The following is a 24332-nucleotide window of genomic DNA, read 5'->3' on the forward strand; positions in this document are numbered from 1 at the left end:
CGGGTGACGTCCTGGCCGTCTACGCGGCACGGACCCTTCTGTTCGTCGTCATGCGACACATGCTGCCACGTCCTCGAACGACGAGGAGCCGACTTTTGTCCGCGGACAAAAGTCGGGACACCCGAGACGGGTCTCTCAACGGGTCAGGACCAGCCCGCAGCCCCGCTTCGCCGCCGGCGACCTCCATGCCACCCAAGCGCTGCCCGGGCGTCGGAGCAGCATGCCGCCCGGCTGTCGATAACCCTGCCACCCGGCACCGTCACGCCAGCACCGAAGGCGGCAGCCTCCGCCCCCCGGGCCGCCGCACCCACGGCGCCGGTGGCCCGCACTCCGAGGGCGTCGACGTGGTCCACCGGGCCGCTCAAGTCACCCTCCCCGTCCGGGAGCGACGGTCGAGTCGGTCGCCGCCCATCCCGGGGTGACCAACCAGACGCTGCGCAACGGGTTCCAGGCTGTCGACGGACGCCGCTTCGGCCCGGGGCGGCGCCGCAGCCCGGCGGTCGAGTTCCCGTGTCCCGGCCCCCGCGCCGGGGCCGCCCGCCGCCTGTCGCCCCTCGCGCCTCTTCTGCCGCCACTGTCCCGGGACACCCTCAGGACAACCACCCCTGGTGACTGGGACACGCCGCGCCTGACGATGTGACTTGTCCAGAACAACTGGGCCCGATCCTCTATCCCCAAAGGGAAACAATGACGCTCAGCGTGCTTGAAACACCCGCCAAGGCTGCCGAGTTCGACGCCGTGGACGAGTTCGACCTCGACGTGCGGATCGCCGTGAACGCGGACTTCCACTCGCCCGAGGGCTCCTTCAGCAACTGGTTCTCCTGCAAGGGCACCTGCAGCATCTCCCTCTGCTACTGCGGCACCAGTACGTCGTGCCGCGCTTGCTGATTTGAGCTCGCCGGGTCGGCCCGCTCCCGCCGGGGGCGGGCCGGCCCGCCCATGGGAGAGGCAGACATGACCACTGAACGAGTACTCGTCATATCCCCGCGCAAGAGCGGGACGCACCTGATCCAGGAACTCATGGTGCAGCTGGGTTTCCGGATCTACGGCGAGCCGGTTCCTCCCAGTGAGGGCCGACCTGCCTTCAGCATCGCTGAACGGCAAGAGCTTGCCGAGCGCTTCCTCGACCGCAGCGAGCTGGCCGAACTGGACCACCGGCGGGACCGCGCGGGGTTCCTGCAGACGACCGACCAGCTGTGGCACGAGCTCGCCTGGGCCTGGCAAGTGCGACTGGCCGTGGCGCCGCTGGCCCACGTGGAGGCGGTCGCCCCGGAGTCCGTCCTCAAACTCAAGACCAACGGCTCCTTCTGGACCTCGCGATTTTCCGAGACCCCTGCCGGGATGAGCTGGATCTTCCATTCCGCGGACGTCTGGAGGATGGACAACACCTTCCTCGCCGAGTGGCTGCACTCCGGGAGCCCGAAGGTCATCCTGAACTACCGGGACCCGCGCGACGCGCTCCTGTCCCTGGTGAACTTCTTCTCCAAGCAGAACGGGCTCGACTTCATCAGGTACCCGGAGTCGGCCATCTTCGGTCCCACCATGGAATCGCTCGGCTCACTGACCGAGAAGCTCGAGTACGCGATCACCGATCCGAACATGCCGCTGCTGGACGACTTCCGGTCCGCCATGACCCTGCTGCGCCACCCCAACGTGTGCAAGGTGTCCTTCGAGGAGCTGGTCGGGCCCGAGGGCGGCGGTAGCCGCGCCGGGCAGCTCGCCGCCGTGGGGCGGGTCGCCGAATGGCTCGACCTGGACGTGGACCGGGAGGCGGTTGCCGACTCGGTGTTCAACAAGAAGTCGTTCACCCTCAACAAGGGCCAGATCGGACGATGGCGCGAGGCCTTCACCCCTGAACTGACGGCGCGGTTCGAGAGCCGGTACGGGGACGTGCTCGACGCGTTCGGATATGCACGCGGCACGGCCGGGCTCCCGGAAGGGCCGGTATGAGGGCCGCGGCGACGGACGACACGGTGCTCGCCGGGCCGCTCGGCCGACGCGCCCGTGCGACCGCTCACCTCCTCGCCACCCGGCTCGCGGATCCTTCCTACGTATCGGCAGCGGTGGCCGCGTCACCGCCCGACCCGAATCTGCCCCACGGAAGGATCGGCAGCTCGCTACTGGCCGGCGACGCGGGCATCGCCCTGGTCCTGCGCACCGCCTCCCGGGCCGTGCCCGAATCCGCCTCGTACTGGGCCGGGCTGTCGCGGGTCCGGCTGGCCGCGGCCGTGCGCAGCACCCAGGAATCCCCGGTGCACGGCGCCGGCATCAGCCACGGCACCGCCGGGCTCGCCCTGGCAGTGGCGGACTCGGCCCGCGACGAACCGCGCTACGCCGGGGCCCTCGACAGGCTGAACCAACAACTCGTCCAGCAAATCGGCGCGTTGCCACTCGGGGGCGCGGTCCGCGACAGCGACTACGACATCGTCAGCGGCAGCGCAGGGGTGCTGGGCTACCTCGTGTCCGTGCCGGCGCCCGACCCGGCGTTGCGCAACTGCGCGCACCTCCTGATCGACCACCTGGTCGGCCTCTGTCTGCCGGCCGGGGGCGGCGGTCTCCCCGACTGCGTGATCCCACCCGAGTACTACCCGAAGCCCGAATACCGGGACGAGTACCCGCACGGATACGTCAACCTCGGCCTCGCCCACGGCCTTCCCGGGCCGTTGGCCGCCCTGTCGCTGGCCTGGCGGGCCGGCTACCGGCGCACCGGCATGGCCACCGCCATCCAGCGTGCGGCGGCCTACCTCCGATCCAAGGCTGTGCAGGACGAGTTCGGTGTCGACTGGCCGAACGGGATCCCGCTGGACCCGGAGGGACGGGAAGCGCCGGTCGGACCCTCGGCACGCACCGCCTGGTGCTACGGAGCGCCGGGCATCGCCATCGCCCTGCTCCACGCCTCGGCCGCCCTGGGTGACGACGGGTTGCGGGCGTACGCCACCGCCGCGCTCGCGGCCTCGCTACGGCGCATGCGGGCAGCGGACCGCCTGTCCCCGGCCACGCTGTGCCACGGACTGGCGGGCGTGCTCACCATCGCCGCCTCCTTCGTCCGGGCCACCGGCAGCACGGCCGTCGGTGCGTCGCTGCCGTGGCTCACCGAGCGCTTGCTGGACATGTGCGACGCCGACCTGCCGTTCGGCGTGCAGAACAGCGAGCCCCATCACCCGGTGATCGACAATCCGGACCTCCTGGTGGGTGCGGCTGGGGTCGCGGCCGCCCTCTGGTCGGCGTCGTCGCCGGTCTCCCACTACTGGCAGCGCTGCCTGCTCATCGCCTGATCCACTGCGGAGAGAAACCCCCATGCACCGATCGCACTCCACTCGCGCTACGGCAGCTACGGCACGTCCGGCGCTGTACAGTCCCGCCGGCTTCTTCCTCCTGCGCACCCCCACCCTGGCCGCCGACCGCTACCGGTCCGTGCTGCACGGCGAGGGCGGGGCGGACCTCCCCGGTTTGCCCGAACCGCCGGAGCCCGTCGCCGACCGCCGGCAGACGGCCCACTCCCGGCTGCGGGACCTCACGGCGGATCCGCTGGTGCGCCAGGCCCTCCAGGTGGCCACCCCCAGCCTGTTCCGAGAGCTAGACCGGCCGGCACGACGCGACGCCACCGGGTCGGCCGACGAGCGGGTGCTCTCCTCCCTCCTGCGCTACGTCGCCCGGATGAGCACCCGGGCGACCCCCTACGGCCTGTTCGCCCAGGTGGGAATCGGGGAGTTCGGTGAGTCCACCCGGGTGGTGCGGACCGGGGAGACGCCGGCCGCCATCCTGACCAGGGCCGACGTGGGCTGGCTGCTGACACTGATCCGTGCCATGGAGGAGGACCGGCTGCTGCGGGACTCCCTGCGGGTCGTCGTGAACCCCTGCCTCTACCGCAGCGGCGGACGCCTGGTGCTGCCCGTCACCGACGTCTACGGCCAGTCCGACAACCGCTCCGCCAGCGTCCGTTCCACCCGTGCCGTGGAGCTCGCCCTGCGGAGCGCGGAGGACCGCCCCACCCATGCCGAGCTGGTGGAGCGCATCCGCTCCGGCATGCCCGGCGTCGCGGAGGAGAGGGTCAGGACCCTGCTGGACGGGCTCTGGGACCTGCACGTCCTGACCAGCGACCTGCGACCGGCCACCACCGACGCGTATCCCGCGCGGGCGCTTCTGGAACGGATCCGCCTCCTCGACGGAGCCGCCGCGTACCGGACCGCGCTGGAGCGCACCTGCGCGCTCACGGACCGCGTGGACACCGCGTCACCGGGGGACCTCACGCCGCACCTGTCCCATCTGGACGCGCACCAGCGCTCGATGGCACCCGGCTACCGGAGCGACTCGTACCAGGTCGACGCGGCGGCAGGTCTCCTCACCCCCGTGATCACGTCCGCCGTCGCGGCGGAGGCCGCCGACGCCGCGGAAACGCTCCTGCGGCTGGGACTTGAGCCCGGTCGTCCCCGTCACCTCGTCCAGTACCACCAGGCGTTCCTTGAGCGGTACGGCGTGGGCGCGGAGGTGCCCGTTCTGGAACTGCTCAGCTCCGAACAGGGCTTGGACGCACCGGACACCTACGCGTACCCCCGTCGGTCGACCCCGCTGCCGCCCCTCGTCGAGCCGCGGCCCCGAACGGTCGAGCCCGCGCTGTTGTCCCTCGTGATCGCCGCGCTGTACCAGGGGCGACACGAGGTGGAGATCACCGACGACCTGCTGGCGGCATGGGACCCCGCCGGTACGGCCGCTGCCCGCGGGCCGTCCGCCAGGCCCTCGCTGGACCTCATCGGGCAGATTGCGAGCAGTTCCAGGGAGGCCCTCGACCGGGGAGAGTGGAGGCTGGTGCTCTCCCCTTCCCCGCTGCGCGACGGCGGACGTCTGCTCGGACGGTTCTCCGAGGTCGTCGTGTGCGACCTCACCACGAAACTGCGGGAGTTCGCGGAGGCTGAGGAGGCCCTCTGCCCGGAGGAGATCTTCGTCGAGCTGAGCTACGTCCACCAAGACGGCCGCGGCGGGAACGTGGCGATCCATCCCTCCCTGAGGAAGTACGAGGTCTGCGTCAACGCGGGCCCCTCGGCGGGCCAGGAGCAGCAGATCCCGCTCTCGGACATCCTGGTCGGCGCCACGGACGACCGGTTCTACCTCAGGTCCGCGAGTCTGGGCCGGGAGCTGAGGGTCACCCAGAGCCACGTCCTCAACCCGTACAAGGCCCCGAACATCTGCCGGTTCCTGCTCGATGTGTCGGACGACGGCTTCGCCGGGCTCGCGGAGTTCGACTGGGGTCCGCTGGAGTCCGCCCCGGTTCTGCCGAGGGTGTCCCGGGGCCGCGTGGTCCTGCAGGCGGCGCGGTGGCGCATCGACACCGGCCCGGGCATGCCCGGGGAACTCGCCGGGTCGCTGCCCGACCGTGACGCCTTCCACGAGTCCTTCCAGGAGTGGCGCCGCGCCTGGCGGGTCCCGAGGTGGGTCTGCCTGACGTTGATGGACCACCGGCTCCCGCTCGATCTGGACCACCCGGTCTGCGTGGACGAGATCCACCGGGAGCTGCGCCGCCCGGCCGGGCCCGATCTGCCGCTCGTCCTGGAGGAACTGCTCCCCGACTTCTCGGAGCTGTGGCTGCGGGACGGGGACGGAAGGGCGTACACGGCCGAGATCGTCGTCCCGTTGCTCGCGCGGGACGCCAGGTCCACCCGCCGCTCGGCCATAGCCGCACCGGTGACCGCTCCGGCCCCCGGCGCCGCGCGGCACGTCAAGCGGCAGCTCGTCGGCGGCGACTGGGTCCACCTCAAGCTGTACGCGGCCCTGGGCCGGCACGACGACATCATCGGCGGTCCGCTTGCCGCGCTCGTCCGGGAACTGCGCGCGGAGCGCCTCGTCGACCGGTGGTTCTTCATCCGGTACGCCGACCCCCACCCGCATCTGAGGATCCGGCTGCGGCGCGCACCGGGCACGGAGTCCGCGGCGCTCCTGAACCACGCCGTCGACTGGGCCCGGCAGCGGGTGGACGAGGGACTCGCGAGCGATCTCGCCGTCGTCGCGTACGACCGGGAGACCGAGCGGTACGGCGGGCCCGAAGCCATCGACGTCCTGGAAGCCGCCTTCGAGGCGGGCAGTGACACCGCCCTGGCCCTGACGGGTCTACGGCTCGCCCACGGCGGGCTGCCGGACGCCGACTTGGTCGGCGTGCTCGCCCTGGACAGGCTCCACCGCCAGTGGGGCGGCCCGGTGACGGCGGCGCGGGCGGCGGAGGGCGCCCACCGCGTCACCCCGGAGGACCGAGCACGGTTCCGGGCCCTGCGTGCCACGCTCTGCGACCTCCTGGCCCCCTGGGACGACCGTCCCGATCCCACCGCCCGGCGGTGGGCCGGCGTCCTCGGAGAGGCCCTGGAACGGCAGTACCGGGCGGTCGCCGGCGCTGGACGGCACGTCCGGGAGCTTGCCGGGGCCGGGCGGCTGGTCGGCCGGGAGGAGGACATCCTGGGGAGCCTGGCGCACATGCAGGCCAACCGGCTGTCCGGCCTGGACCGAGGGCGGGAGCAGCAGTGCCACTCCCTGTGGGCCCTCGCCCTGCGCGCCCTGGAGGGCCGCCCGGACGCGCACAGCGCGGACCGCGTCCGCGCCCCGCTGGCGACGGCACCGTGAACGGCCCGTCGAGGCGCGCCCTGGCCCTGCTGTGGGGAGTCGGCCGTGGGCAGATCCTCGTGCTGGCAGCCGCCACCACGGTCGGCTCGGTCGTACCCGCGCTGCAGGTCTACCTGGTCGCTCGCACGGTCCAGCAGGTGGCGAACGGAATCGGCGCGACGGGACACGGCGGGCACGGCCCCGCGATGGTGTCGGGGGTCTGTCTGGCCGCCCTCTTCGCCGTCAGCCACCTCCTGAGCGTCCTGCGGACCTACCAGGAGACCGTCCTGCGCGAGCGGATGTCCGACGCCGTCACGCTGATGATCATGGAGAAGGCCGCAGGGCTGTCGCTCCGGCAGTTCGAGGACGCCGAGACCTACGACGCACTCCAGCGCGCGACACGGGAGGCCGCGTTCCGGCCCTACCAGGTGTTCACGGGCTTCACCACCGTGGTCTCCTCCCTGCTGGCCTTCCTCTCCGTGGGCACCGTCCTGCTGCGCGGTGACATCCCGCTGGCGCTGGCCCTGTGCCTCGCCCCGCTGCCCTCCGCCCTGGTGGGCCTGTCGTACGGCCGACGCACCCATGCCGTCCAGCACGCCCGGGCGGAGGACCGGCGCAAGCTCGTCTACCTCGAACACCTGCTGACCAACGACCAGACCTACCAGGAGACGCGCCTGACGGACCTCACCGCCCTGCTGCTGGGCAGGTCCCGGGCCCTCGTGGACGGGTTCCACCGGGTCGACCGGGGCATCGAGCGCCGGCAGGCCGTGGCAACGGCGCTGTCCGGCCTGGTGAGCACGCTGGTCACCGGCGGAGCCGTCGTCCTCGCACTGCGCACGGCGCTCGACACCGGACAGGTCGGGGCTCTCGCCGGCTACATCACCGGCATCGCCGTGGTCCAGTCGTCCGTGCAGACCTTGTTCGGCAGCGCCACACAGCTCTACGAGAACAACCTGTACCTCGGGAACCTGCTCTCCTTCCTGGACCTGCCCCCGGACCCCGTCACGTACGGCGCCGCGACCCTGCCGCAGCCCCTGCGCGGGGGGATCGAGTTCCGCAACGTGTCCTTCAGCTACCCGGGCAGTACGGAAGCGGTCCTGGAAGACGTCTCGTTCACGGTGCCCGCCGGCAGCTGCGTCGCCCTCGTCGGACGCAACGGCGCGGGCAAGTCCACCCTGCTCAAGCTCCTCGCCCGGTTCTACGAACCGAGGAGCGGGACCATCCTCGTGGACGGCAAGCCCGTCACCGAGTACGACCTCGCCGAACTGCGCAGCGGCATCGGGGCGGTCTTCCAGGACTACCTCCAGTACGAGGCGCCCGCGCGGGAGAACATCGGGCTGGGCCGTGCGGACCGGCTCGACGACGAGCAGGGCATCCGTACCGCGGCCGAACGCTCGGGGGCGCTCGGCTTCCTCGACGACCTGCCCAACGGACTGGACACGTACCTCGGCCGCTGGTTCTCCGGGGGCCGACAGCTGTCCGGTGGGCAGTGGCAGAAGGTGGCCCTGGGACGGGCCTTCTTCCGCAACGCCCCGATCATGATGCTCGACGAGCCGACCGCCGCCATCGACGCCGCAGCCGAGGCCGAGATCTTCGAACTCCTCCGGAAAACGGGAGAGGGATCGACCGTCCTGCTCGTCGCCCACCGGTTCTCCGCCGTTCGCACCGCTGACCACATCGTCGTGATCGACGGCGGCCGGGTGCTCGAACAGGGCTCGCACGACGAGCTCATGGCCTCCCCGGGCCTCTACGCCCAGCTCTTCCAGCTGCAGGCCGCCGGATACCGGTAGTGCCCGCCCCACGAACTCCGGAGAACCGCTCCGGAACGCATGAAGTACCAGCGAGAAGGAGTACGCCATGTCAGTGCATGCCATCCGGCTGCCACAGTTCCCCGTTCCGGCGCTCGGCGAGGACGAGGCACCGCGGGTCATGACCGATTCCGCGGCCGAGCGCGCCTGGATCCCGGCGTACGCGGCGCAGACGACGCACGCGAGCGTCGACCGGTCCGTGCCGATGCCGCTCACCAGGGCGGCCTGACCGTCGGTTTGACCCCGTCCGCCTGAGCGGACGCACGGCGGTGGAGTGCCTGTCGCAGGTGCGCGCACCGGGCTCCACCGCCGCGCCCCGCTTCGGACGACTGCGCACGACCGCACCGTAGGAATGGAACAGAAAGGCATCACCGTGGCCACGGTCTCCCTCCGCACGGCGGAGGACATACTCGCGCGGGACGGTCTCTTCGCAGACTCCGCCGCCATCGAAGCCAGGAATCTCGCCAGGTACCGCCTGGGGCTGTCGCTCCTGGCCGCCCGCGACACCCGCCACGCCGACGTCCTGCACGCGCTCTCGCTGGAGGAGGACGACCGGCTGCTCCCCGTCCTGGCCGACCCCGTGCTGCGCAACGCCTTCGAGGACGACACGGCCTGCCTGGAGAACGGGGTGTTCACCGCGAGCGCCCTCGGCGGCTACCTCGCGGAGGGCGCGTGGCCGCTGTCCGCCGACGGCACCGGCCCCTGCGAAAGCCTCATGAGGTCCCGGGCCCGTCCCTGGCCCGGGACCGGGGCGGGCTGGGTATGGACCGGCCTCCGGGCCACGGCCTCCCGACAGCCCATGGCCGAACGGCTCCTTGAACTGTGCCTCAACAGCTTCGAGCCGGGCAATCGAACCGAACCCTTCGACGCGACCCCGGAGATGGTCGAGGCGCTGCGACAGGGCGCCGACCTGCTCACGTCCCTCCTCCCGCAGATCGGCCCGAGCGTCCTGCGGCACGTCTCCCTGATCGGGTTCAGCGACGGAGATTCCGCCGACGGCCCGCTGCAGTCGCTGTCGGGCGGCGACCCGCTGCCGTCCGCGATCCTGATGTCCCCCGGCCGGCTCCGCGAACCCTGGACGACGGCCGAGACGCTGCTGCACGAGGCCGCGCACCTCAAGCTGTTCGACGTACTGCGCTCATGCTCACTGGTGGAGGACGGTACGGCCCGGGTGCCCATTCCCTGGCGGCAGTCCTCCTGGAGCTTCATCAGGGTGCTGGTGGCCCTGCACTTCTACGCGCACCTGACGGTCTTCCAGTCCGCAGCCCGCGAAGCGGCTCCTGAACTCGTCGCCCGGTACGGAACCCCGCTCGCCGGCGAGGTCATCGACGAACCCACCCCCGGTAGCCCGGCCGCAGCCCTCGGCACCCATCGCACCGTGCTGGAGCGTCTGACCTACCTCGCGGAGCAGGCCCTGTGCGCCGACCACGGGCAGGTCACCCCGGAGGGCCGCCGTTTCGTCCACTGGCTGCTCGACGCCGTCGAGCACTGCGAGCCCGGGGTGCGCTCCCTGGTCCGGGTCCCCCCACCGGCCACCGCGGACCCGTCCGACGAACCCCACTCCCCCGACGGAGTCTTCGTACGCAACGAACCCGTGCTGGTCCGGGAGCTGCCCGCCCTGCGGCAGCTCCTGGTACTGCTGCCGGACCAGGCGCGCTTCCACTGGCTCGACGCTCACACCTGGACCGTCTACGCCCTGTGCGAGGGGGCGTCGCTGACCTCGCTCGCCGAACGGTATCGCCGCACGGTGCACGGGCCGATGGGTGAGGACGCCGCCCGCAGGATCACCAGCCGGTGCCTGGACCCGCTGCTCGCGGCCGGACTGGTGTCGCGGGCCGACGCCTCCATAGTCCCCGGCGGCACACCGTGACGGTCGTGCCCCTGAGCGTCCTCGACCAGGTCCCGCTGTACTTCGGGAGGTCCCGGAGCGACGCCCTCGCGGAGTCGGTGGAGCTCGCCAAGGCCGCGGAGGAGCTGGGCTGCCACCGCTTCTGGGTGGCCGAGCACCATGGCGGGGGCTCGAACGCCTGCGGCTCCCCGGAGGTACTGGCCGCTGCGATCGGCGCGGCCACCCATCGCATCCGGGTGGGGATCGGCGCCTTCACCCTGCCGCTCTACGCCCCCTGGAAGGTCGCCGAGTCGATCCGGGTGCTGGCAGGTCTGGCGCCGGGCCGGGTGGATGCCGGAATCTGCAGGGGCCCAGGTGCCACCCCGGAGGCCTTGGCAGCTCTGGTCGCCCATCACGATCCGGACCGGCGGCCGCCCTTCGAGCGGTTGTCCGCCGACCTGCTGGGCCTCCTGGAGCGGTACGCGGACGAACTGGCGGGCATGCCGCTCTTCGTGGCGGGTTCCGGGCCGGGCAGCGCCCGGCTCGCCGCCGCCCTGGGACTCCCCTACGTCTTCGGCCAGTTCGCGCTCGTGGAGCCGCGGCCCGACGTGGTGGCCCTGTACCGCGAGGAGTTCCGGCCCTCGCCGTGGTGGAACGCCCCCAAGACCGTCCTCGCCCTGCGGGTGGCGGCCGCCGACTCCGGGCGGACGGTCGACGCGCTGGTCGCCGGTTTCGCCGGAGTCATGGCCGGCGCCGCCCACCTACCGCGGGAGGCGCGCCGGCAGCTGGCCTCCGGCGCCCTGCCGACGATGGGCTCGTGCCTGATGACGGACGACCGGCTGCCGCCCGTGCCGGAGGTCGGCAGCACCCTGGTCCGGGGAGACGGGGAGGAACTGCGGGCATCACTCGCGGAGCACCTCGACCACTACGCGCCGGACGAGGTCATGGTCACCCCGTGGTCCTCCGACCTCGCCGGGCGGATCCGGGCGCTGGAGATCATCCGTGAGGCTCTGCCTCACTGACCCCGCTGACCCCACTGACCCCGCGGATCTGGTCGCCGGACGCCCGTCGGCGCGCACGGGAGAGCACCTCCGTGGGCGACGGCCGGACCGGCGGCTTCAGTGGTCGTCGGGCGCGGGCATCAGCGCGGGCCGAAGCATGGCGAGAACCGTTTCCATGTATGCCTCCGGCAGGGGGCGGGTGCGCAGGAGCCAGGTGTGGTAGATCGGCCCGTAGAGGATTTCGACCGCCAATTCGAGGTCCAGGTCGGCGCGGATCTGCCCGGCGTCGCGGGCTTTGGCGAGGCGGGCGACGCACTCGTCGATGGAGACCCGCAGGATGCGGGTGACCCCGGCCGCCGCGGCCTCATCGGACTGGGCGGCGCCGATCAGCCCGCGCCAGATCGCGCCGAACTCCGTGCTGAACAGTTGCATGACGCTCGCGGTCTGAGTGGCCAGGTCCGCAAAGATGTCACCGGTATCGGGATAGCCGGCGGCGGCGTCCCGAGCTGTCTCGACGCCCTCGATGAGGATGGCGGCTTTTGAGGGCCACCACCGGTAGATGGTCGTCTTACCGACACCCGCCCGGGCCGCGATCGCTTCGATCGAGACCGAGGCGAGGCCTCGCTCGGCACAGAGGCTGAAGGCGGCGTCGACGATGGCCTGACGGGACTGTTCGCTGCGAATGGCGGGGCTCACAGGCTCATCCTACCGAAGCGCGACGCTACGTATCGTATTGACAGCCTTCAAATCCAGCCGCACACTGATGACGCAACGATCCGTTTCGTATCGATTGCATCGCGGGGGGCGTCACCGGTACCCGTACCGCGGGTACCGGAACGACGCCCAAGTAGATCTGACACCTTAAGATCACCCGACCTTGCGGGAGGGACCGATGCAGACAGGGCACCCATGGTTTTGGCGTCGAGACGCACCTGCTTGTCCCGCACTCGCCACGGCAGTAGCGCCGTCCGTGCGTCCCCGTTCACAGCCGGCTTCGAAGCCGTGTCCTTCAGGACACAGGGATACCGCCGTCTGCGCGCCGTCGGCCTACTTCGACGGTTCCTCGAAGAGGCGAACGCCGACGCCGGTCCCGCGATGACACATGGTGATCACGCCAGGTCAGGTCACCGCCCAGGCGCGAAGGGGCCGTCCAGTGAAACAAACGCCGACTGAGCCGGTCCGGGTGTTCCTCGTCGAGAGGAATCCGCTCATGCGGATCGGAATCGGCGCGGTGCTGACGCACGACACCGTCCTTCTGGTGGGCGAGGCCCCGGATGGCGAGGCTTGTATGGAGCGGATCGGGGACACGGGCCCGGACGTCGTACTCCTGGACCTCGACAGGCCGAGGGGACCCGGACTCGCGGCGCTCCGGTCCCTGGTGCAACGCTTCCCCGCTGTCGGAGTGGTGGCGACCGGGTCGGTCCGGGACGAAGGGAACGAGCTGGCGCTGGCGGCTCTGTCGGCCGGCGCCCGGGGGTTCCTGTCGAAGGACCTGGAGCCGGCCATGATCCTGGACGCCATCAGGCTCGTCCGGGGAGGCGGGGTGGTGGTCAGCCCCGGCGCCGGCGGTGCGTTCCCCTCGTTCCTCGCCTCGGTGCCTGACGTAGGAAGCAGATGCGACCTCACCCCCCTGACCACCCGTGAGCACGACGTGCTCCGCCTCGTCGCCCATGGCTTCGACAACCGGCGGATCGCCAGGGAGCTGATCCTCTCGGACAAGACGGTGCGCAACTACGTCTCGGCCGTGCTGACCAAACTGGGAGCGGGCAGCCGCGGCGAGGCCATCGTGGCGGCGCGGACGGCCGGCTTCGCGTAGGCGCCGGGAGCGGGACGAAGCTGCTGGCGCTGCTGAAAGCGAAACGCTGACGGCGCCGTCGCCGGATCCACGGGCGCCTACGGCGGCGCTTCGCGCTGGGCTTCGCCCGCCCTGGACAGCTCAGCCCGCCCCTGGACCTGGCTTGCTATCGGCCGGCCCCTCAGCTGTGTCGCGCAGCCGGGCAGCGCGGAGACTCGCCGCAGTGCGAACCGGTGCTGGAGAGAGTCCGCGTGCCTTGCACCGGGGTGGGCGGGCCGGCTGCGCGTCCGTCCGGATCTTGTGCGTTCTGACAAGGCGTACGCCTCTCGCAAGAACCACGCCTACCAGCGCCGCCGTGGGATCCGCTGCACCATCCCTGACAAGACCGACCACATGCGTAGCCGCAGGAAGTTCGGCTCCCGCGGCGGCCGACCGCCGCACTTCGACGTAATCGCCTACCGCGAGCGGTACGCGGTCGAGTGCGGGATCAACCGCCTCAAGAGGCAACGCGCCGTCGCCATGCGATACGACAAGCTGGCGGTCCGCTACGAGACAACCGTCCTTGTTGCAGCCATCAGCGAATGGCTGTGACAAAGGAGTTGGTACGGGCGCACGCAACGGGAACTCCCGGTCTTCCGTTGCGCGATCGCCCGTCTTTGCAGCACCGGGATTGCAGCCGAGAACGACGATACCCGAGCCCAGCTGCCACGCCGCCTCACGGATGAAGATCCACTTTCGATACACGACCTAACAGACGGCTGCTGGCGCTGTTTCGTCTCATGGGTAGATCTGGCGGTACTTCACCCCGGCGGGTACGTACCGCCGCCCCCCCGGCTTTCATGAGCACCAGATCGACCGCGAAGAACTCCCCGAGCTGCCCGTCCACGTCCCACTCGAACTCGCCCGCCGCCTCGACTTGCACCCGGCCGACCAGATGCCCGGCGCCGACGAACTCTTCGAGCTGCCCGCCACCACTGGGTCATCGACCGTTGCCCGGCTGGCCCGATCCAGCCCGCCGAAGCCGAGGTCCTCCTGCACGTCTGGGGCGACCGAAGCATCGACCCTCACGACGACGCGCAGCGCCAGGCCCTGGAAGACCACGCAGCCGCCGTGTCGGACGACAGGAATGTGGGCCAGAGCCCATCCTCATGTCGTCCGACAAGACCCTCGACCTTTGTCCTGTCGTCTGCCGCGAGAACGTCACTCGTTCTGCCGCGGGAAGTGTCAGTGGCGGCTACGGGTGAAGGCGGGAGCTTCATGCCCCCTGAGCTACGAATGGCAAGCGATGACAGCTTCCGTTCGGACACGCTCTTCGAGCAGGTCGCCCTCCGGCCGGAACGCGGTCAGTGCTCGGCGAAGGTCACGTTCGAAGGCCGGAAGATCGGAGCCGAGGGCGGCCGGGCTGGTGAAGCTGAAGGAGAGCTGGAGCCCGACGACCTCGTCCACGGTCCGGCGGACCGTGCGATCCCAGTGAATCGCCTTGATCCGGGAGAACGGTGAGCGGAGCAGAACCTCCTCGTGCCGCACGTCGGGATAGGCGCCCAGGGCGGAGTCCGGACGGCGGTCTGGGCCTAGATAGCGGTTGCGGACCTCCTCGACCACAGGCAGCCAGGCCGGGAGATCGAGGTCCTCGTGCCTCGCTCCGCAGGTGGCCAGTACCACCGCTCCACCGGGTTCGATCAAGGTGTCCAGGTCTTGCAGCAGCCGTTCGCGGTCGGTCCAATGGAATGACGCGCCCATGACCGTCAGCAGTACCGGCCCCACGTTCAGCGCGAGCAATGTATTGGAGTCCCCCAGCCGCCAGTCGATGCCGAGCACACCCGCCTTGGCGGCAAGCCGGCGGCCCTCGGCAAGCATGTCCGGCTCCGGATCAACCGCGACCACTTCACGGACCAGCGCAGCCAGCGGCAACGTCAGCGCTCCGCTGCCGGCCCCCAAGTCCAGTACGCGTTGGGTCCCGTCCAGCGAGAAGCGCGTACCTAGCAGGGTGAACAAGTGATCGTCGTACGCAGGTCGAAACCTTGCGTAGTACGGCACGGTCGAAGCGAACAACCCACGCGGTGAAGACTCCATCCCTTCACTGTTCCACCACGGCCACTCGGTACGTCGGAGGCAGGGGGCGGCTGCGGGATCACCTGGCGTTCCCTTCGAGCTGGGCGGGGACGCGGGAGGTCCGCAGTCCCTTGAGGTCGGGGATGTGGTTGTAGAGGGTGCCCACCGAGACGCTGAGCAAGGCCGCGATGGTCTCGATGCTGTTCTCCGGGTTGGGCAGTATGTCGCGGGCGGCGCGCAGCAGCTTGTCGTTGACGACGGTGGGCCGGCCGCCGACTCGGCCGCGGGCCCATGCGGCGGCCAGGCCCTCGTTGGTGCCCTGCACGATCAGCTCCCGGATGAACTCCGCGAGCGCGGCGAAGACTCTTGGCAGAACCACTGACGTCCATTGGCAGAACCCACTGGCATCCCCATGGCAGACGACATGCCTGACCCCACCCATCGCCGCAAAGTAACTCTTCAACCCGCAAGATCCCCCGCAACGTACAGCTTCAATCCGCAGTCTCCGAAGTCACAGGACCTTTGTCCGCGGACAAAGGTCGAGGGTCTGCACGTGTCAGAGACAGATGGTTAGCACTCCACGTATCTTTGATAAAGGATCATGAGGCCGCTGAGGTAGACGCGGAAGAGGGGGTGGCCAGATGGGGTACGCGACTCCCATCTACGCCCCCGAGCAGGTCGATTACCGGCTGAGCGAGGCTGCGGATGTGACCGGGTCGAGGATGCCCAGGTCGAGTACCGGCTCGCCGGTGAGAGCAGCCTGCGGTGGATCGGCGGTGGGCTCGGTGAGTTGGGGCTGGTCGCCGGGGAGCGGGTGGATCCGGGGGCCGCGCACGCGCTGATGGACGGGCGGGACTGGCATACCGGTGAGCAGCTCGTCGTGCGGAAGAAGGTGCTCGATCCTCGGGGGAAGGTCGTCGCGCGGGTGCTCGTGGACGCCGTCGCCGAGGTGGCCGCCGATGCCGGGATGACCGTCACGGAGTACCTGGGGCGGCCCGCGCTCGCGAAGAGGTTCGCCCGGGCCGAGCGCGGGATCGTTCGGGACGGTGAGGTGCACCTGCTGCCGCTAGCCGACGCCGAGCAGCTGGCCCCTGCCGCCGGGCTCGGGCTGGAGGGGCTGTACGGGGCGGACGCGGTGGCCGAGGCGCGGAAGTGGATGGCACACCGGGTCGATGTCGGTCTGCGTGGTGTGGACATCACCCTCGATCTTCCGAAGAGTGTTTCGGCCGCGTACGGGTTGGCCGGCGCCGGGCTCGCCCTGCGGATCGAGGAGGACTGGCTGGCCTCCGTAGGCGAGGCCGTCGAGGCGCTGGAGCAGTGGGCGGCGTACGGGATGGCCGGCCACCACGGGGACGGGCGGCTGGCGACGTCCGGGCTGATCGGCTGGACCACGCTGCACCGTTCCGCGCGCCCGGTGGACGGGTCGCCCGGTGACCCGCACCTGCACGTCCACGTGAACATCGCGCATCTGGCGAAGTGCGTGGACGGGAAGTGGCGCACCATCGCCGGCGGGGGCGAGGACCTGCACCGTTACGCCCATCTCGTGAACGAGATCGCCGAAGGGCGGCTGCGGGCGCGGCTGGCGGAGTCGTACGGGGCCACGTTCGAGCGTTCGGTGCACACCGGGGCGTGGGAGCTGGCCGGGATCGACGAAGGGCTGCGCGAGGCGTTCTCCCGACGGCACCGGCAGGTCGTCGAGCTCGCGGGTGAGGGGGCCCCGCGCGAGCAGCAGAAGACGGCCGCCCGCCGGAGCGCGGAGGCCAAGGAGGAGGCCGAGCCGGGTGCGCCGAGGGAGGCCTGGCGCACCCGGGCGGCCGCCGTCCTCGGAGGTGGCCGCGCGGGCGAGGGCCCGGTCGACGCGATGGTCGCGGCTGCCCTGCCGGGGTGGGACGGATCCGGGCCGTCGCCGGCATCCGTGGCCGGTGGTCCCCGGATGCCGGGTCCGGCCGAGATCGCGGAGCTGATCTGGGACGAGGAACACGGGCTGACCGCTTCGCGGAAGACCGTCGCGCACACGCACGTCCTGGCCGCCGTCGCCAGGACGCTGCCCAGCCTCCGGTCGGTCGGGCAGCTGACGGCGCTCACGGACGAGGTCCTCTCCGTGGGCGGCCACGCAGTCCGCCTGGCGGACTCCAACCGCGGCCACCACACCCATCGCCGACGCTACACGCACACCACGGTCGTGGCCGCCGAGCAGATGGTGATCGAGTGCGCCACCGCGGGTCTGGCCCGGGGACGGGCCCGGCTCACCGCCGAGTCCGCCGAGTCCGCCGAGTCCGCCGAGTCCGCCGAGATGACGCTCACGTCCGTAGAGCTCGCGAACTCGACCACCGAGCGCCCCTTCGCCTTCACCGCCGAGCAGCGCGCCGTCGTGACGCGGCTGCTGACCGCCGGTCACGCGGTCGACGCGGTCATCGCGTCGCCGGCGCGGGCAAGACCACCCTCATGCAGGCCGCCCGGACCGGCTGGGAGGCCGCCGGGCTGCGCGTCGTCGGCGCCTCCACGGCCGCGGTCGCCGCCGCGAACCTGGCCGCCGAGGCGGGCATCGAGTCCCGGACCGTCGCCGCCCGGACCCGCGAGGTGAGCGGAGGCCGGGGCCTGCACGGAGTCGGCGTACTCGTCATCGACGAGGCCGCGATGGTCGACGACCGCGCGCTCGCCGCCCTCCTGCGGCACGCGGCCGGTACCGGTACCGGTACCGGTACCGGTACCGGTACCAAGGTCGTCGCCGTCGGCGACCCGCTCCAGTTGCGCGCGGTCGGCATCGGCGGCGGCTTCGCCCGCGTCCACCGCCTGGTCGGCGGCCTGGAGCTCACCGAGAACCGCCGCCAGCGCGACATCGTGGAGCGTGCCGCCCTCCAGGACTGGCGGGCCGGCGGGCGCACGAGCGCGCTCGCCGCCTTCGCCGCCCACGGCCGCGTCCACGCCGAGGACACCGCCGCCGAGGCCCTCACGGCGATGCTCGGCGCCTGGAACGAGGCCCGCACCGGCTGGGCGGGCGACCCGCACGGCCAGGTCGCCGAGCTCCTGCTCCTCGCCGCCCGCCGCGCGGACGCCGCCGCCCTCAACACCGGTGCCCGGGCAGCCCTCGTAGCCGCCGGAGAACTGGAGCTGGGGCGTACGTACGCGGTCGCGGGCGGGGAGCGGATCGCCTTCGCCCCCGGGGACCTGGTCCACATCCGCCGCAACGACTACCGCAGCCGGCGCGACCCGGGCGCGGTCGACGTCCTCAACGGCTTCCGCGGCGTGGTCCTGGCCGTGGACGAGCGCCGGGGCGTACGCGTCCAGTGGCGCAGCACGTCGCGTCCGGCGGACGGCGGGTTCGCCACGCACGCGGCCTGGATGTCCGTCCGGGACATCGCCGGGGGCCGTCTCACCCACGCGAACGCCATGACCGTCGCCTCCGCACAGGGCCTGACGGCCGAAGTCGCCATCGCCTACGGGCTACACGCCGACTCCCGCACCCTCGGACGCGATGGTCACGGACGAGCTCGTCCGGGCGGCCGCGTTCCCGGCCCCGGCCGCGCAGGAACCGGCGTACGCCACCTGGCGCGGCCGCCCCTACGGCCACCTGCCCGCTCCGCACCTGACGGCCCGGCAGGCCGAGGAGCAGGCGGCCGCGCGGCGCGCCGAGGGGCTCGCCGAAGCGGCCCGCGCGACGCGCGCCTCGGCCGAGGCGCTGCGCGAGGCCGGGCAGACCCTGGCTGCGTACCCGCACACCTCCCTGCTCGCGCCGCGCGGGACCTGGACCCTGCCGAGGGACGCGCAGGCGATGGCCGCCGTCCTGGAGGCGATGCGGCACCGCGTCCCGGAGCTGGCCGCCCGCATGGACGCCGGGCTCGCCGAGGACGCCCGGCAGCTGCGCGCCGACGCGGAGGCACAGCGCAGCACGGCCGAACGGCACCGCGCGTGCGCGACCGGTCTGCGACAGGAGGCCGCCCTGCGCGAGGAGATGCGCACCGCGGCCCCCGTCCACCACGCCCACGAGGCAGAGGAACGCGCAGTTGCTCTTCGAGGCGGGCAGGACAGGCCCCTGCCTCCGCAGGCTCCGGTTCCGGCACCAGCCTCTGCCGCGCCGCTCCGCCCTGCGCTCGCGCCGACTCCTGGCGACGAAGGCCTCGGCCACCGTCCTTCGGCGCGCTGACCCGCGCGCCGAGCAGGCCGCCGACGGGGATCCTGCGGTACAGGACTGGCTGCCAGGGCGCCGGAGCCGGCATGGCGGGGGCCGGCGAGAAGACGACGGCGCAGTCCGGAGTCTGTGAACGCCGAGAACGGGTTGGGCGCGTGTCGAAGGCAGGTGTCTGATAATTGGTCACAGCGGGTGTGGATGAAGCATGGCGGGGCGGCAACCGGTAGGGGGCTGGAGCGCTGCTGCGTCGAGGTGTGGGGATCGTGTTGGAATTGCCGGTTGCATCGGATGCTGTCGGGGCGTGCGAGGACAGGTTCGATTGGTTTTGCGAGGCGGTGTCCACTGATGTGATGCCCGTCACGCTCAGCACCCGGCATGCGGCCGACTTCCGGGCGAGCTTCACGTACCTGGATCTCGGCGTGGTGCAGCTGTCTGCCCTGGCATGTTCACCAGTGCTCTCGCGGCGCACGTTGAGTCACGTCCGGCGTGGTGATCCCGAGCATTTGCAGCTGGCGCTCATCACTCAAGGTGCTTTCAGGATTTCTCAGCGGAGCAACGAATCGGTGGTCGCGGGGGGACTCGTACTCACGGACACCTCACGGCCGAGCGAGGGGGAATGCAGAGGAGGGCAGGTCGAGACGGTGGTCATGCAGATTCCACGTCAGGCCCTGGCATTGAGCTCAGACCGCGTGGACCGCCTCCTCGCGCAGAACTTGGCCGCAAGCGCGGGGTCGGGGGCAATCCTCGCTGACTTCCTGAAGACGCTCCTCACACGCGGCCCGAGCTGCAGTCCGGAGGAGCTGCGTGGGATGGGGTCCGTCACCTTGGACCTGGCAACCGCGTTTCTCGCACGACAACTCGGTGACCCTGGTCAAGCGCCTGCCGAGGCCCGTGAGCAGGAGGCACTCCGGCGGATCTACCGCTTCATCGAGAACAATCTCGGCGACCCGGACCTGACGCCGCAGGCGGTGGCCGACCGACACGGGGTCTCCCTGCGCACCCTCTACAACCTCTACGCCGACCAGCCTTTGAGCGTGGCGGCGCACATCCGTCAGGCCAGACTTGAACGGGCGTGTGCGGACCTTGAGCGCCCGGAGGTGAGCAGGCAGCCCGTGCAGATGATCGCGCTCCGCTGGGGCTTCTCCAGCGTCAGCGCGTTCAGCCGCGCCTTCCGGGAGGTTTACGGGACCACTCCGACCGAGCACCGAAGGGCCAGCTTGAGCACGAGTGTCGGCATGGCCCGATAGTCGGTTGGCCCGTGACCCCGGATGAGCGGACCTTCGAGCGATTGAGGGCGTCGGTGACCAGCGCATCAACCAGCACTGCGCGGGCGGCTTCGTTATTCCAGGCGATCTTCGGTTTACCCGTGATGGACACCCTGCCGACCTTCCGCCGGACCCTGCACCGCGCCGGCCCGGAGGACCACGTCATCGCGATCGTCGGCCGGTCCCCGCAGGTCGCCGCGGCCTGGGGCGGCCCGCTCGGGCTGGTCTTCATCGACGGCGGCCACACGGACGAGCACACCACGGGCGACTACGAGGGCTGGGCCCCGCACGTCTCAGTGGGCGGCACCCTCGTCATCCACGACGTCTTCCCCGCCCCGGCCGACGGCGGCCAGGCCCCGTATCGGATCTACCTCCGCGCGCTGGCCTCCGGCGCCTTCGAGGAGGTCTCGGTCACGGACTCCCTCCGCGTCCCGCGCCGCACGGCTCCGGGGCTCTAACCGCCTGGGTCAGGGATTCGGCGGCGGAAGAGGCGAGTTCACCGAGGCCGGATCAGAGCTTCGACGGGTCCGGAGGGTCGAGGGCCTCCAGCATGCCCGTGTAGTCGCCGGTGGCGGTAAAACCACCGGATGTGTAGACGCAGTTGCCGGCCACGCCCACGGGACACGGCATGGCGGCCGCGGCGGGACTCAAACGGCGTGTCGGCAGCGGGGGCAGGTCTGTCCAGAGGTTCGAGGCGGGGTTGTACGACTGGACAGTGCCCAGGATGCCGGTCTGGTCGAGGCCGCCCACGGTGTAGAGGCAGGTACCGCTCTGCCCGGGCGGGCAGGTGGAGGCCGCCATGGCTGCGCCGGTCCGGGCCGTCGGCAGCGAAGCCACCGGGCTCCAGGCGTTGGTGGCCGGGTTGTACGACTCCACCGCGCCGCTGTAGTTGCTGTTGAAGCCACCAGTGGCATACACGCAGGTGCCGGACTGCCCCGGCGGACAGGCCGCCGACGCAGCACCCAGGAACCCTCGGGGCGTGGGCATCGCGGTCACTGTGCTCCAGGAGTTGTTCGTGGGGTTGTACGACTCCGCCGTGCCCAGCGGGCCGCTGCTGTTGCTGCCTCCGACGGCGTAGACGCAGGTACCGCCCTGGCCCGCCGGGCAGGGGGCCGCCGCGGCTGCCAGACCGAAGCGCGCCGTCCGTAGCGGGGTGACAGTGCTCCAGGCGTTGGTCACCGGGTTGTAGGACTCCACCACCGACTGCGGGATCGCGTTCTCCGGCACGAGGATCTCGCCGCCGATGACGTAGACGCAGGTTCCGGTCTGGCCGGGCGGGCAGGTAGCGGCCACTGCCGCCGCACCAAGGCGCCGTGTGGGCATGGGCGGGAGCGTGGACCAGGCGTTGGTGATCCGGTTGTACGACTCCGCCCTGGCCAGGTCACCATCGGCGCCGTGCCCGCCCAGACTGTAGACGCACACGCCGGTCTGGCCGGGCGGACAGGGGGCGACGGCCGAGGCGTGGTCCCGCCGGGGCGTGGGCATGCTCGGCAGGGTGGTCCAGATCGTGCCGTTGCTGGCGGCTGCGGGCAGTATCCCGGCGAGGACCGCGGCAGCGGCCAGTGCGGCGGCCAGGGCGAGTCGCCCCCGCCACTTCTTCCGGGAGCGGGCGGGGGGTGGTGTGCGCGTGGGCGGCACTCGTCTCCTCCTTCGTCGGGCGGGAACGTCCCGGGGGATGTCCCACGCCGCGCCGCGGGACCCGGCCGCCTACCGGCGAGTCACCCACCATTGGCCCTGGCAGGACACAGCGCCTGGAGTAAAAGGCGGCGGTAGAACGGGCCGAACGCCGAGAGGCGCGCAAGGCTGAGTCGTTCGACTCGCGGGGGGCCCACCTCGGCGCGGCAATCGTGACTGTCGCCCTGGTCCTCCTCCGCTGGTACGGCAAGCTGGTAGCTCTGGGCATCGTCAGCGGAGTCTTTCTGCTCTGGTTCTCCGCAGCCCTCGCGTGGGCCTACGCCGACGGGGACCATGGCCGGCACGCACTCCAGCGCGCGTACAACGTCACCTTCGGGTGGGGCGACGGGTTCTGAGTACCGAGTACGTGGCGCCTGCTCCCAATCTGGGCATGACTGTCGGCGTACACATCGATGGGCTCCATCGCTGATCTTGCGACCCTGGAAACCCGTACGCGGTGTATGGCTGCGGCTTAGGGTCGTGGTCATGGAGCCCACTTCGCCGAGCTCGATACCCTCCTCTATCCACAGGCCGGGGCAGCAGATTGTCCTGTTCCTCGTGGGGTGTGTGTTCGCACTGTTGGCCGCTGGGGCGCTGATCAGCGGATCTTTCGCCGGAGATCCCTTCGGCATAGTGCTCTACGTCGTCCTTGGCGCGGGCGGTCTCTGGATTGTGTTCCGCAGCCGGGGCCTGGGTGTAGAGATCTACTCCACGGGTCTGACCGAACGTGGCCTCGAACGATCGAAGGTCATTCCGTGGTGTGCGATCGACGCGGTCAGCACCGGTGCTGGTCCGGGCTTGGCCCCGGCTCAGGCTCCCGGATTGGTCCTCAAGAACGGTAAGCGGGTAGGACTCGGCGCCATCGCCTCGTCCTCCAGTCGTATCGTCGACCGAGACTTTGCCCTGATCAAGTCCCTACACGCCACCCACGTCGCCGAGTGCCCCAACTGCGCGTGAGTGCGGTCGCGGGTGTAGCCGCGGTCAGTCGCGTGTGTGTTCGCGGGAGGCTGGTTGGCTGGCCCGGCGGGACTGTCGGCTGGTGATTCGCCTGGTCATGAGGGTGATCGCGGCCCAAGTGATCAGCGACTCCGAATGCTGGCCTGTCATCGCAGTTCAGGGGCGCTTCCAGCTCTCTGGCCACCCCTTGGATGATGATCGGGTCAGCCTCGCCGAGCGCGAGTTGTCCAGAGAAGAGGAGCCCATCCATGTCGGCCGACACGTGGTCCGAGCTCTTGGTGAACGCCGAGCGGCTGACCGTGCTCTATGCCGAGCTGCCGCCCCTGGAGCATATGGTCCTCAGGTCGGTCCACCTGAGCCCCTACGGCCCCGGTGTGACGTTGCGGATGGAGTTTCCGCGCTTTCCGGACCGCGCCCCGCTGACGTGGACCGAGGCGGGCTGCGACCGGTTCGAGGCCCAGATCGAGTTCCTGGCCGTGGGCGAGGATCTGCGGATGCGGGGCATTCCCGACCGCACCGTGGTCGACGTCGAGCTCAGCCCCCTCGTCCAGGTCCACGAGCGCCGGATCAGGGTCGCGGTGCGTGGAGCGGAATTCTCCTTGGACTTCACCGCCTTCGCCGGCCTCAAGGCCGGCCGTCTCAACGCGTACCGCTCCATCGACGCGGACCCCGATACTGCTCAGCGCTGGTTCGAGAGCCGCATCGACCGGCATCTGCACCACGTACTGCCTCCCACGACCGCGAAGGCGTTCTATGAGTGACAACGACTGGTCCGCCGAGGTGACCGAACCCGAGACGGTCCGCGACGTTCTCGGCTCACCCCCGCCACCGCTGAGTGCCTACGACCTGACCTCCGTTCTCATCGACGAACGCGCAGCGTCGGTCACCTTGAGGTTCTCCGCCTTCGCCGTCCCGGACGCCGCCGCGGACCTGTGGCGGGCGCGCGGGCACAACGCGGTCGAGTTCGTCCTGGTCTGCATCGGCGTGAAGAACTTCGAGGTGGACGGCTGGTCCGGCTGGCCCACGACCACCGCCACCCTCACGGGGAACACGGTCGTGCTCGCCGGCCAGGACAAGCGCGTGTCCTTCGAGGCCACCGAGATCCGCGCCGAGCGTCCAGTCGGACGCCTGTGGAGCCGATCGCAGTGACAGCACTCACCGGTCAAGAACAGACCGGTACCCCGGGAGCTTCACCCGCGCGGTGAAGGTCGGCGGGACGCCACCGGTGTCGGTCGTGT

At 71.0% G+C, this 24332-nt stretch carries 20 protein-coding genes and 3 pseudogenes; 19 read left to right on the forward strand and 4 right to left on the reverse strand.

Annotation, left to right across the window (positions count from 1 at the left end; translation table 11 throughout):
• The first annotated feature begins 699 nt into the window (after positions 1–699).
• The 8 genes from ACFXDJ_RS05925 (at position 700) to ACFXDJ_RS05960 (ending at position 11243) form a co-directional block, all read left to right on the forward strand.
• Positions 700–888, forward strand: coding sequence for a hypothetical protein (locus ACFXDJ_RS05925; RefSeq protein WP_384649144.1), 189 nt, complete (start codon positions 700–702; stop codon positions 886–888).
• 66 nt (positions 889–954) lie between these two features.
• The gene (locus ACFXDJ_RS05930) at positions 955–1950 is read left to right on the forward strand and encodes a sulfotransferase domain-containing protein (RefSeq protein WP_384649146.1); all 996 of its coding nucleotides are present in this window, start codon (positions 955–957) and stop codon (positions 1948–1950) included.
• Positions 1947–3275: a lanthionine synthetase C family protein gene (locus tag ACFXDJ_RS05935; protein ID WP_384649148.1), complete on the forward strand. Its 1329-nt coding sequence runs from the start codon at positions 1947–1949 to the stop codon at positions 3273–3275. The genes ACFXDJ_RS05930 and ACFXDJ_RS05935 overlap by 4 nt, the downstream gene beginning before the upstream one ends.
• 22 nt (positions 3276–3297) lie before the next feature.
• Entirely contained in the window at positions 3298–6606 is a 3309-nt protein-coding gene (locus tag ACFXDJ_RS05940; RefSeq protein ID WP_384847961.1) for a lantibiotic dehydratase, read from the forward strand.
• Entirely contained in the window at positions 6603–8375 is a 1773-nt protein-coding gene (locus ACFXDJ_RS05945) for an ABC transporter ATP-binding protein (RefSeq protein WP_384649152.1), read from the forward strand. Before ACFXDJ_RS05940 ends, ACFXDJ_RS05945 begins: the two co-directional genes overlap by 4 nt.
• Positions 8376–8442: 67 nt before the next feature.
• The gene (locus ACFXDJ_RS05950; protein WP_384649154.1) at positions 8443–8622 is read left to right on the forward strand and encodes a hypothetical protein; all 180 of its coding nucleotides are present in this window, start codon (positions 8443–8445) and stop codon (positions 8620–8622) included.
• A gap of 123 nt (positions 8623–8745) precedes the next feature.
• Positions 8746–10263 (forward strand): aKG-HExxH-type peptide beta-hydroxylase, encoded by a 1518-nt coding sequence (locus ACFXDJ_RS05955; RefSeq protein WP_384649156.1) that lies wholly within the window; start codon positions 8746–8748, stop codon positions 10261–10263.
• Between the two features lie 5 nt (positions 10264–10268).
• Complete coding sequence (locus tag ACFXDJ_RS05960) at positions 10269–11243, forward strand: MsnO8 family LLM class oxidoreductase (protein ID WP_384649158.1); 975 nt, start codon at positions 10269–10271, stop codon at positions 11241–11243.
• Positions 11244–11339: 96 nt separating this feature from the next.
• Here ACFXDJ_RS05960 and ACFXDJ_RS05965 read toward each other — a convergent pair whose 3' ends face one another.
• Positions 11340–11918, reverse strand: a complete 579-nt coding sequence (locus tag ACFXDJ_RS05965; protein WP_384847964.1) for a TetR/AcrR family transcriptional regulator — start codon at positions 11916–11918, stop codon at positions 11340–11342.
• Between the two features lie 406 nt (positions 11919–12324).
• Here ACFXDJ_RS05965 and ACFXDJ_RS05970 point away from each other — a divergent pair, with 406 nt between their 5' ends.
• Both ACFXDJ_RS05970 and ACFXDJ_RS05975 read left to right on the forward strand, forming a co-directional pair.
• Positions 12325–13038, forward strand: a complete 714-nt coding sequence (locus ACFXDJ_RS05970) for a LuxR C-terminal-related transcriptional regulator (RefSeq protein ID WP_384664142.1) — start codon at positions 12325–12327, stop codon at positions 13036–13038.
• A 279-nt stretch (positions 13039–13317) separates the two neighbouring features.
• A complete protein-coding gene (locus ACFXDJ_RS05975; protein WP_384664143.1) occupies positions 13318–13608 on the forward strand; it encodes a hypothetical protein in 291 nt (96 codons plus the stop codon).
• A 678-nt stretch (positions 13609–14286) separates the two neighbouring features.
• Here ACFXDJ_RS05975 and ACFXDJ_RS05980 read toward each other — a convergent pair.
• Complete coding sequence (locus ACFXDJ_RS05980) at positions 14287–15012, reverse strand: class I SAM-dependent methyltransferase (RefSeq protein WP_384663853.1); 726 nt, start codon at positions 15010–15012, stop codon at positions 14287–14289.
• Between the two features lie 136 nt (positions 15013–15148).
• Positions 15149–15448 carry a hypothetical protein gene (locus tag ACFXDJ_RS05985; RefSeq protein ID WP_384663851.1) on the reverse strand — a complete coding sequence of 100 codons (300 nt, stop codon included), beginning with the start codon at positions 15446–15448 and terminating at the stop codon, positions 15149–15151.
• Positions 15449–15811: 363 nt separating this feature from the next.
• Here ACFXDJ_RS05985 and mobF point away from each other — a divergent pair.
• The 5 genes and pseudogenes from mobF to ACFXDJ_RS06010 form a co-directional block, all read left to right on the forward strand.
• Positions 15812–16876, forward strand: a pseudogene (mobF, locus tag ACFXDJ_RS05990) (MobF family relaxase); the annotation flags it as partial.
• A gap of 638 nt (positions 16877–17514) precedes the next feature.
• A pseudogene (locus ACFXDJ_RS05995) lies at positions 17515–17943 on the forward strand (AAA family ATPase); the annotation flags it as partial.
• 601 nt (positions 17944–18544) lie between these two features.
• Positions 18545–19213: a hypothetical protein gene (locus tag ACFXDJ_RS06000; RefSeq protein WP_384848337.1), complete on the forward strand. Its 669-nt coding sequence runs from the start codon at positions 18545–18547 to the stop codon at positions 19211–19213.
• A gap of 248 nt (positions 19214–19461) precedes the next feature.
• The gene (locus ACFXDJ_RS06005; RefSeq protein ID WP_384653506.1) at positions 19462–20445 is read left to right on the forward strand and encodes a helix-turn-helix domain-containing protein; all 984 of its coding nucleotides are present in this window, start codon (positions 19462–19464) and stop codon (positions 20443–20445) included.
• A 119-nt stretch (positions 20446–20564) separates the two neighbouring features.
• Positions 20565–20921 (forward strand): annotated as a pseudogene (locus ACFXDJ_RS06010) (class I SAM-dependent methyltransferase); the annotation flags it as partial.
• Positions 20922–20973: 52 nt separating this feature from the next.
• On the opposite strand, the gene ACFXDJ_RS06015 reads toward ACFXDJ_RS06010, so the two are convergent.
• Positions 20974–22101 (reverse strand): Kelch repeat-containing protein, encoded by a 1128-nt coding sequence (locus ACFXDJ_RS06015; RefSeq protein WP_384847967.1) that lies wholly within the window; start codon positions 22099–22101, stop codon positions 20974–20976.
• Between the two features lie 209 nt (positions 22102–22310).
• Between ACFXDJ_RS06015 and ACFXDJ_RS06020 the strand changes: the two genes are divergently transcribed.
• From ACFXDJ_RS06020 to ACFXDJ_RS06035, 4 genes are all read left to right on the forward strand, one after another.
• Entirely contained in the window at positions 22311–22493 is a 183-nt protein-coding gene (locus ACFXDJ_RS06020; protein WP_384653502.1) for a hypothetical protein, read from the forward strand.
• A gap of 130 nt (positions 22494–22623) precedes the next feature.
• On the forward strand, positions 22624–23094 hold the full coding sequence (locus ACFXDJ_RS06025) for a hypothetical protein (RefSeq protein ID WP_384847970.1): 471 nt from the start codon (positions 22624–22626) through the stop codon (positions 23092–23094).
• Positions 23095–23342: 248 nt separating this feature from the next.
• Complete coding sequence (locus ACFXDJ_RS06030; RefSeq protein WP_384653498.1) at positions 23343–23855, forward strand: Imm50 family immunity protein; 513 nt, start codon at positions 23343–23345, stop codon at positions 23853–23855.
• Entirely contained in the window at positions 23848–24243 is a 396-nt protein-coding gene (locus ACFXDJ_RS06035) for an Imm50 family immunity protein (RefSeq protein WP_384653496.1), read from the forward strand. Before ACFXDJ_RS06030 ends, ACFXDJ_RS06035 begins: the two co-directional genes overlap by 8 nt.
• The last annotated feature ends 89 nt before the right edge of the window (positions 24244–24332 follow it).

The sequence above is a fragment of the Streptomyces sp. NPDC059443 genome, from assembly GCF_042750105.1.
Taxonomy (GTDB): Bacteria; Actinomycetota; Actinomycetes; order Streptomycetales; family Streptomycetaceae; genus Streptomyces.

Coding starts and splice junctions, on each gene's coding strand:
- ACFXDJ_RS05930 (WP_384649146.1), top strand. CDS start 955: ATGACCACTGAACGAGTACTCGTCATATCCCCGCGCAAGAGCGGGACG.
- ACFXDJ_RS05935 (WP_384649148.1), top strand. CDS start 1,947: ATGAGGGCCGCGGCGACGGACGACACGGTGCTCGCCGGGCCGCTCGGC.
- ACFXDJ_RS06025 (WP_384847970.1), top strand. CDS start 22,624: ATGGAGCCCACTTCGCCGAGCTCGATACCCTCCTCTATCCACAGGCCG.
- ACFXDJ_RS05940 (WP_384847961.1), top strand. CDS start 3,298: ATGCACCGATCGCACTCCACTCGCGCTACGGCAGCTACGGCACGTCCG.
- ACFXDJ_RS06035 (WP_384653496.1), top strand. CDS start 23,848: ATGAGTGACAACGACTGGTCCGCCGAGGTGACCGAACCCGAGACGGTC.
- ACFXDJ_RS05950 (WP_384649154.1), top strand. CDS start 8,443: ATGTCAGTGCATGCCATCCGGCTGCCACAGTTCCCCGTTCCGGCGCTC.
- ACFXDJ_RS06030 (WP_384653498.1), top strand. CDS start 23,343: ATGTCGGCCGACACGTGGTCCGAGCTCTTGGTGAACGCCGAGCGGCTG.
- ACFXDJ_RS06000 (WP_384848337.1), top strand. CDS start 18,545: ATGGTCACGGACGAGCTCGTCCGGGCGGCCGCGTTCCCGGCCCCGGCC.
- ACFXDJ_RS05970 (WP_384664142.1), top strand. CDS start 12,325: ATGGTGATCACGCCAGGTCAGGTCACCGCCCAGGCGCGAAGGGGCCGT.
- ACFXDJ_RS05955 (WP_384649156.1), top strand. CDS start 8,746: ATGGAACAGAAAGGCATCACCGTGGCCACGGTCTCCCTCCGCACGGCG.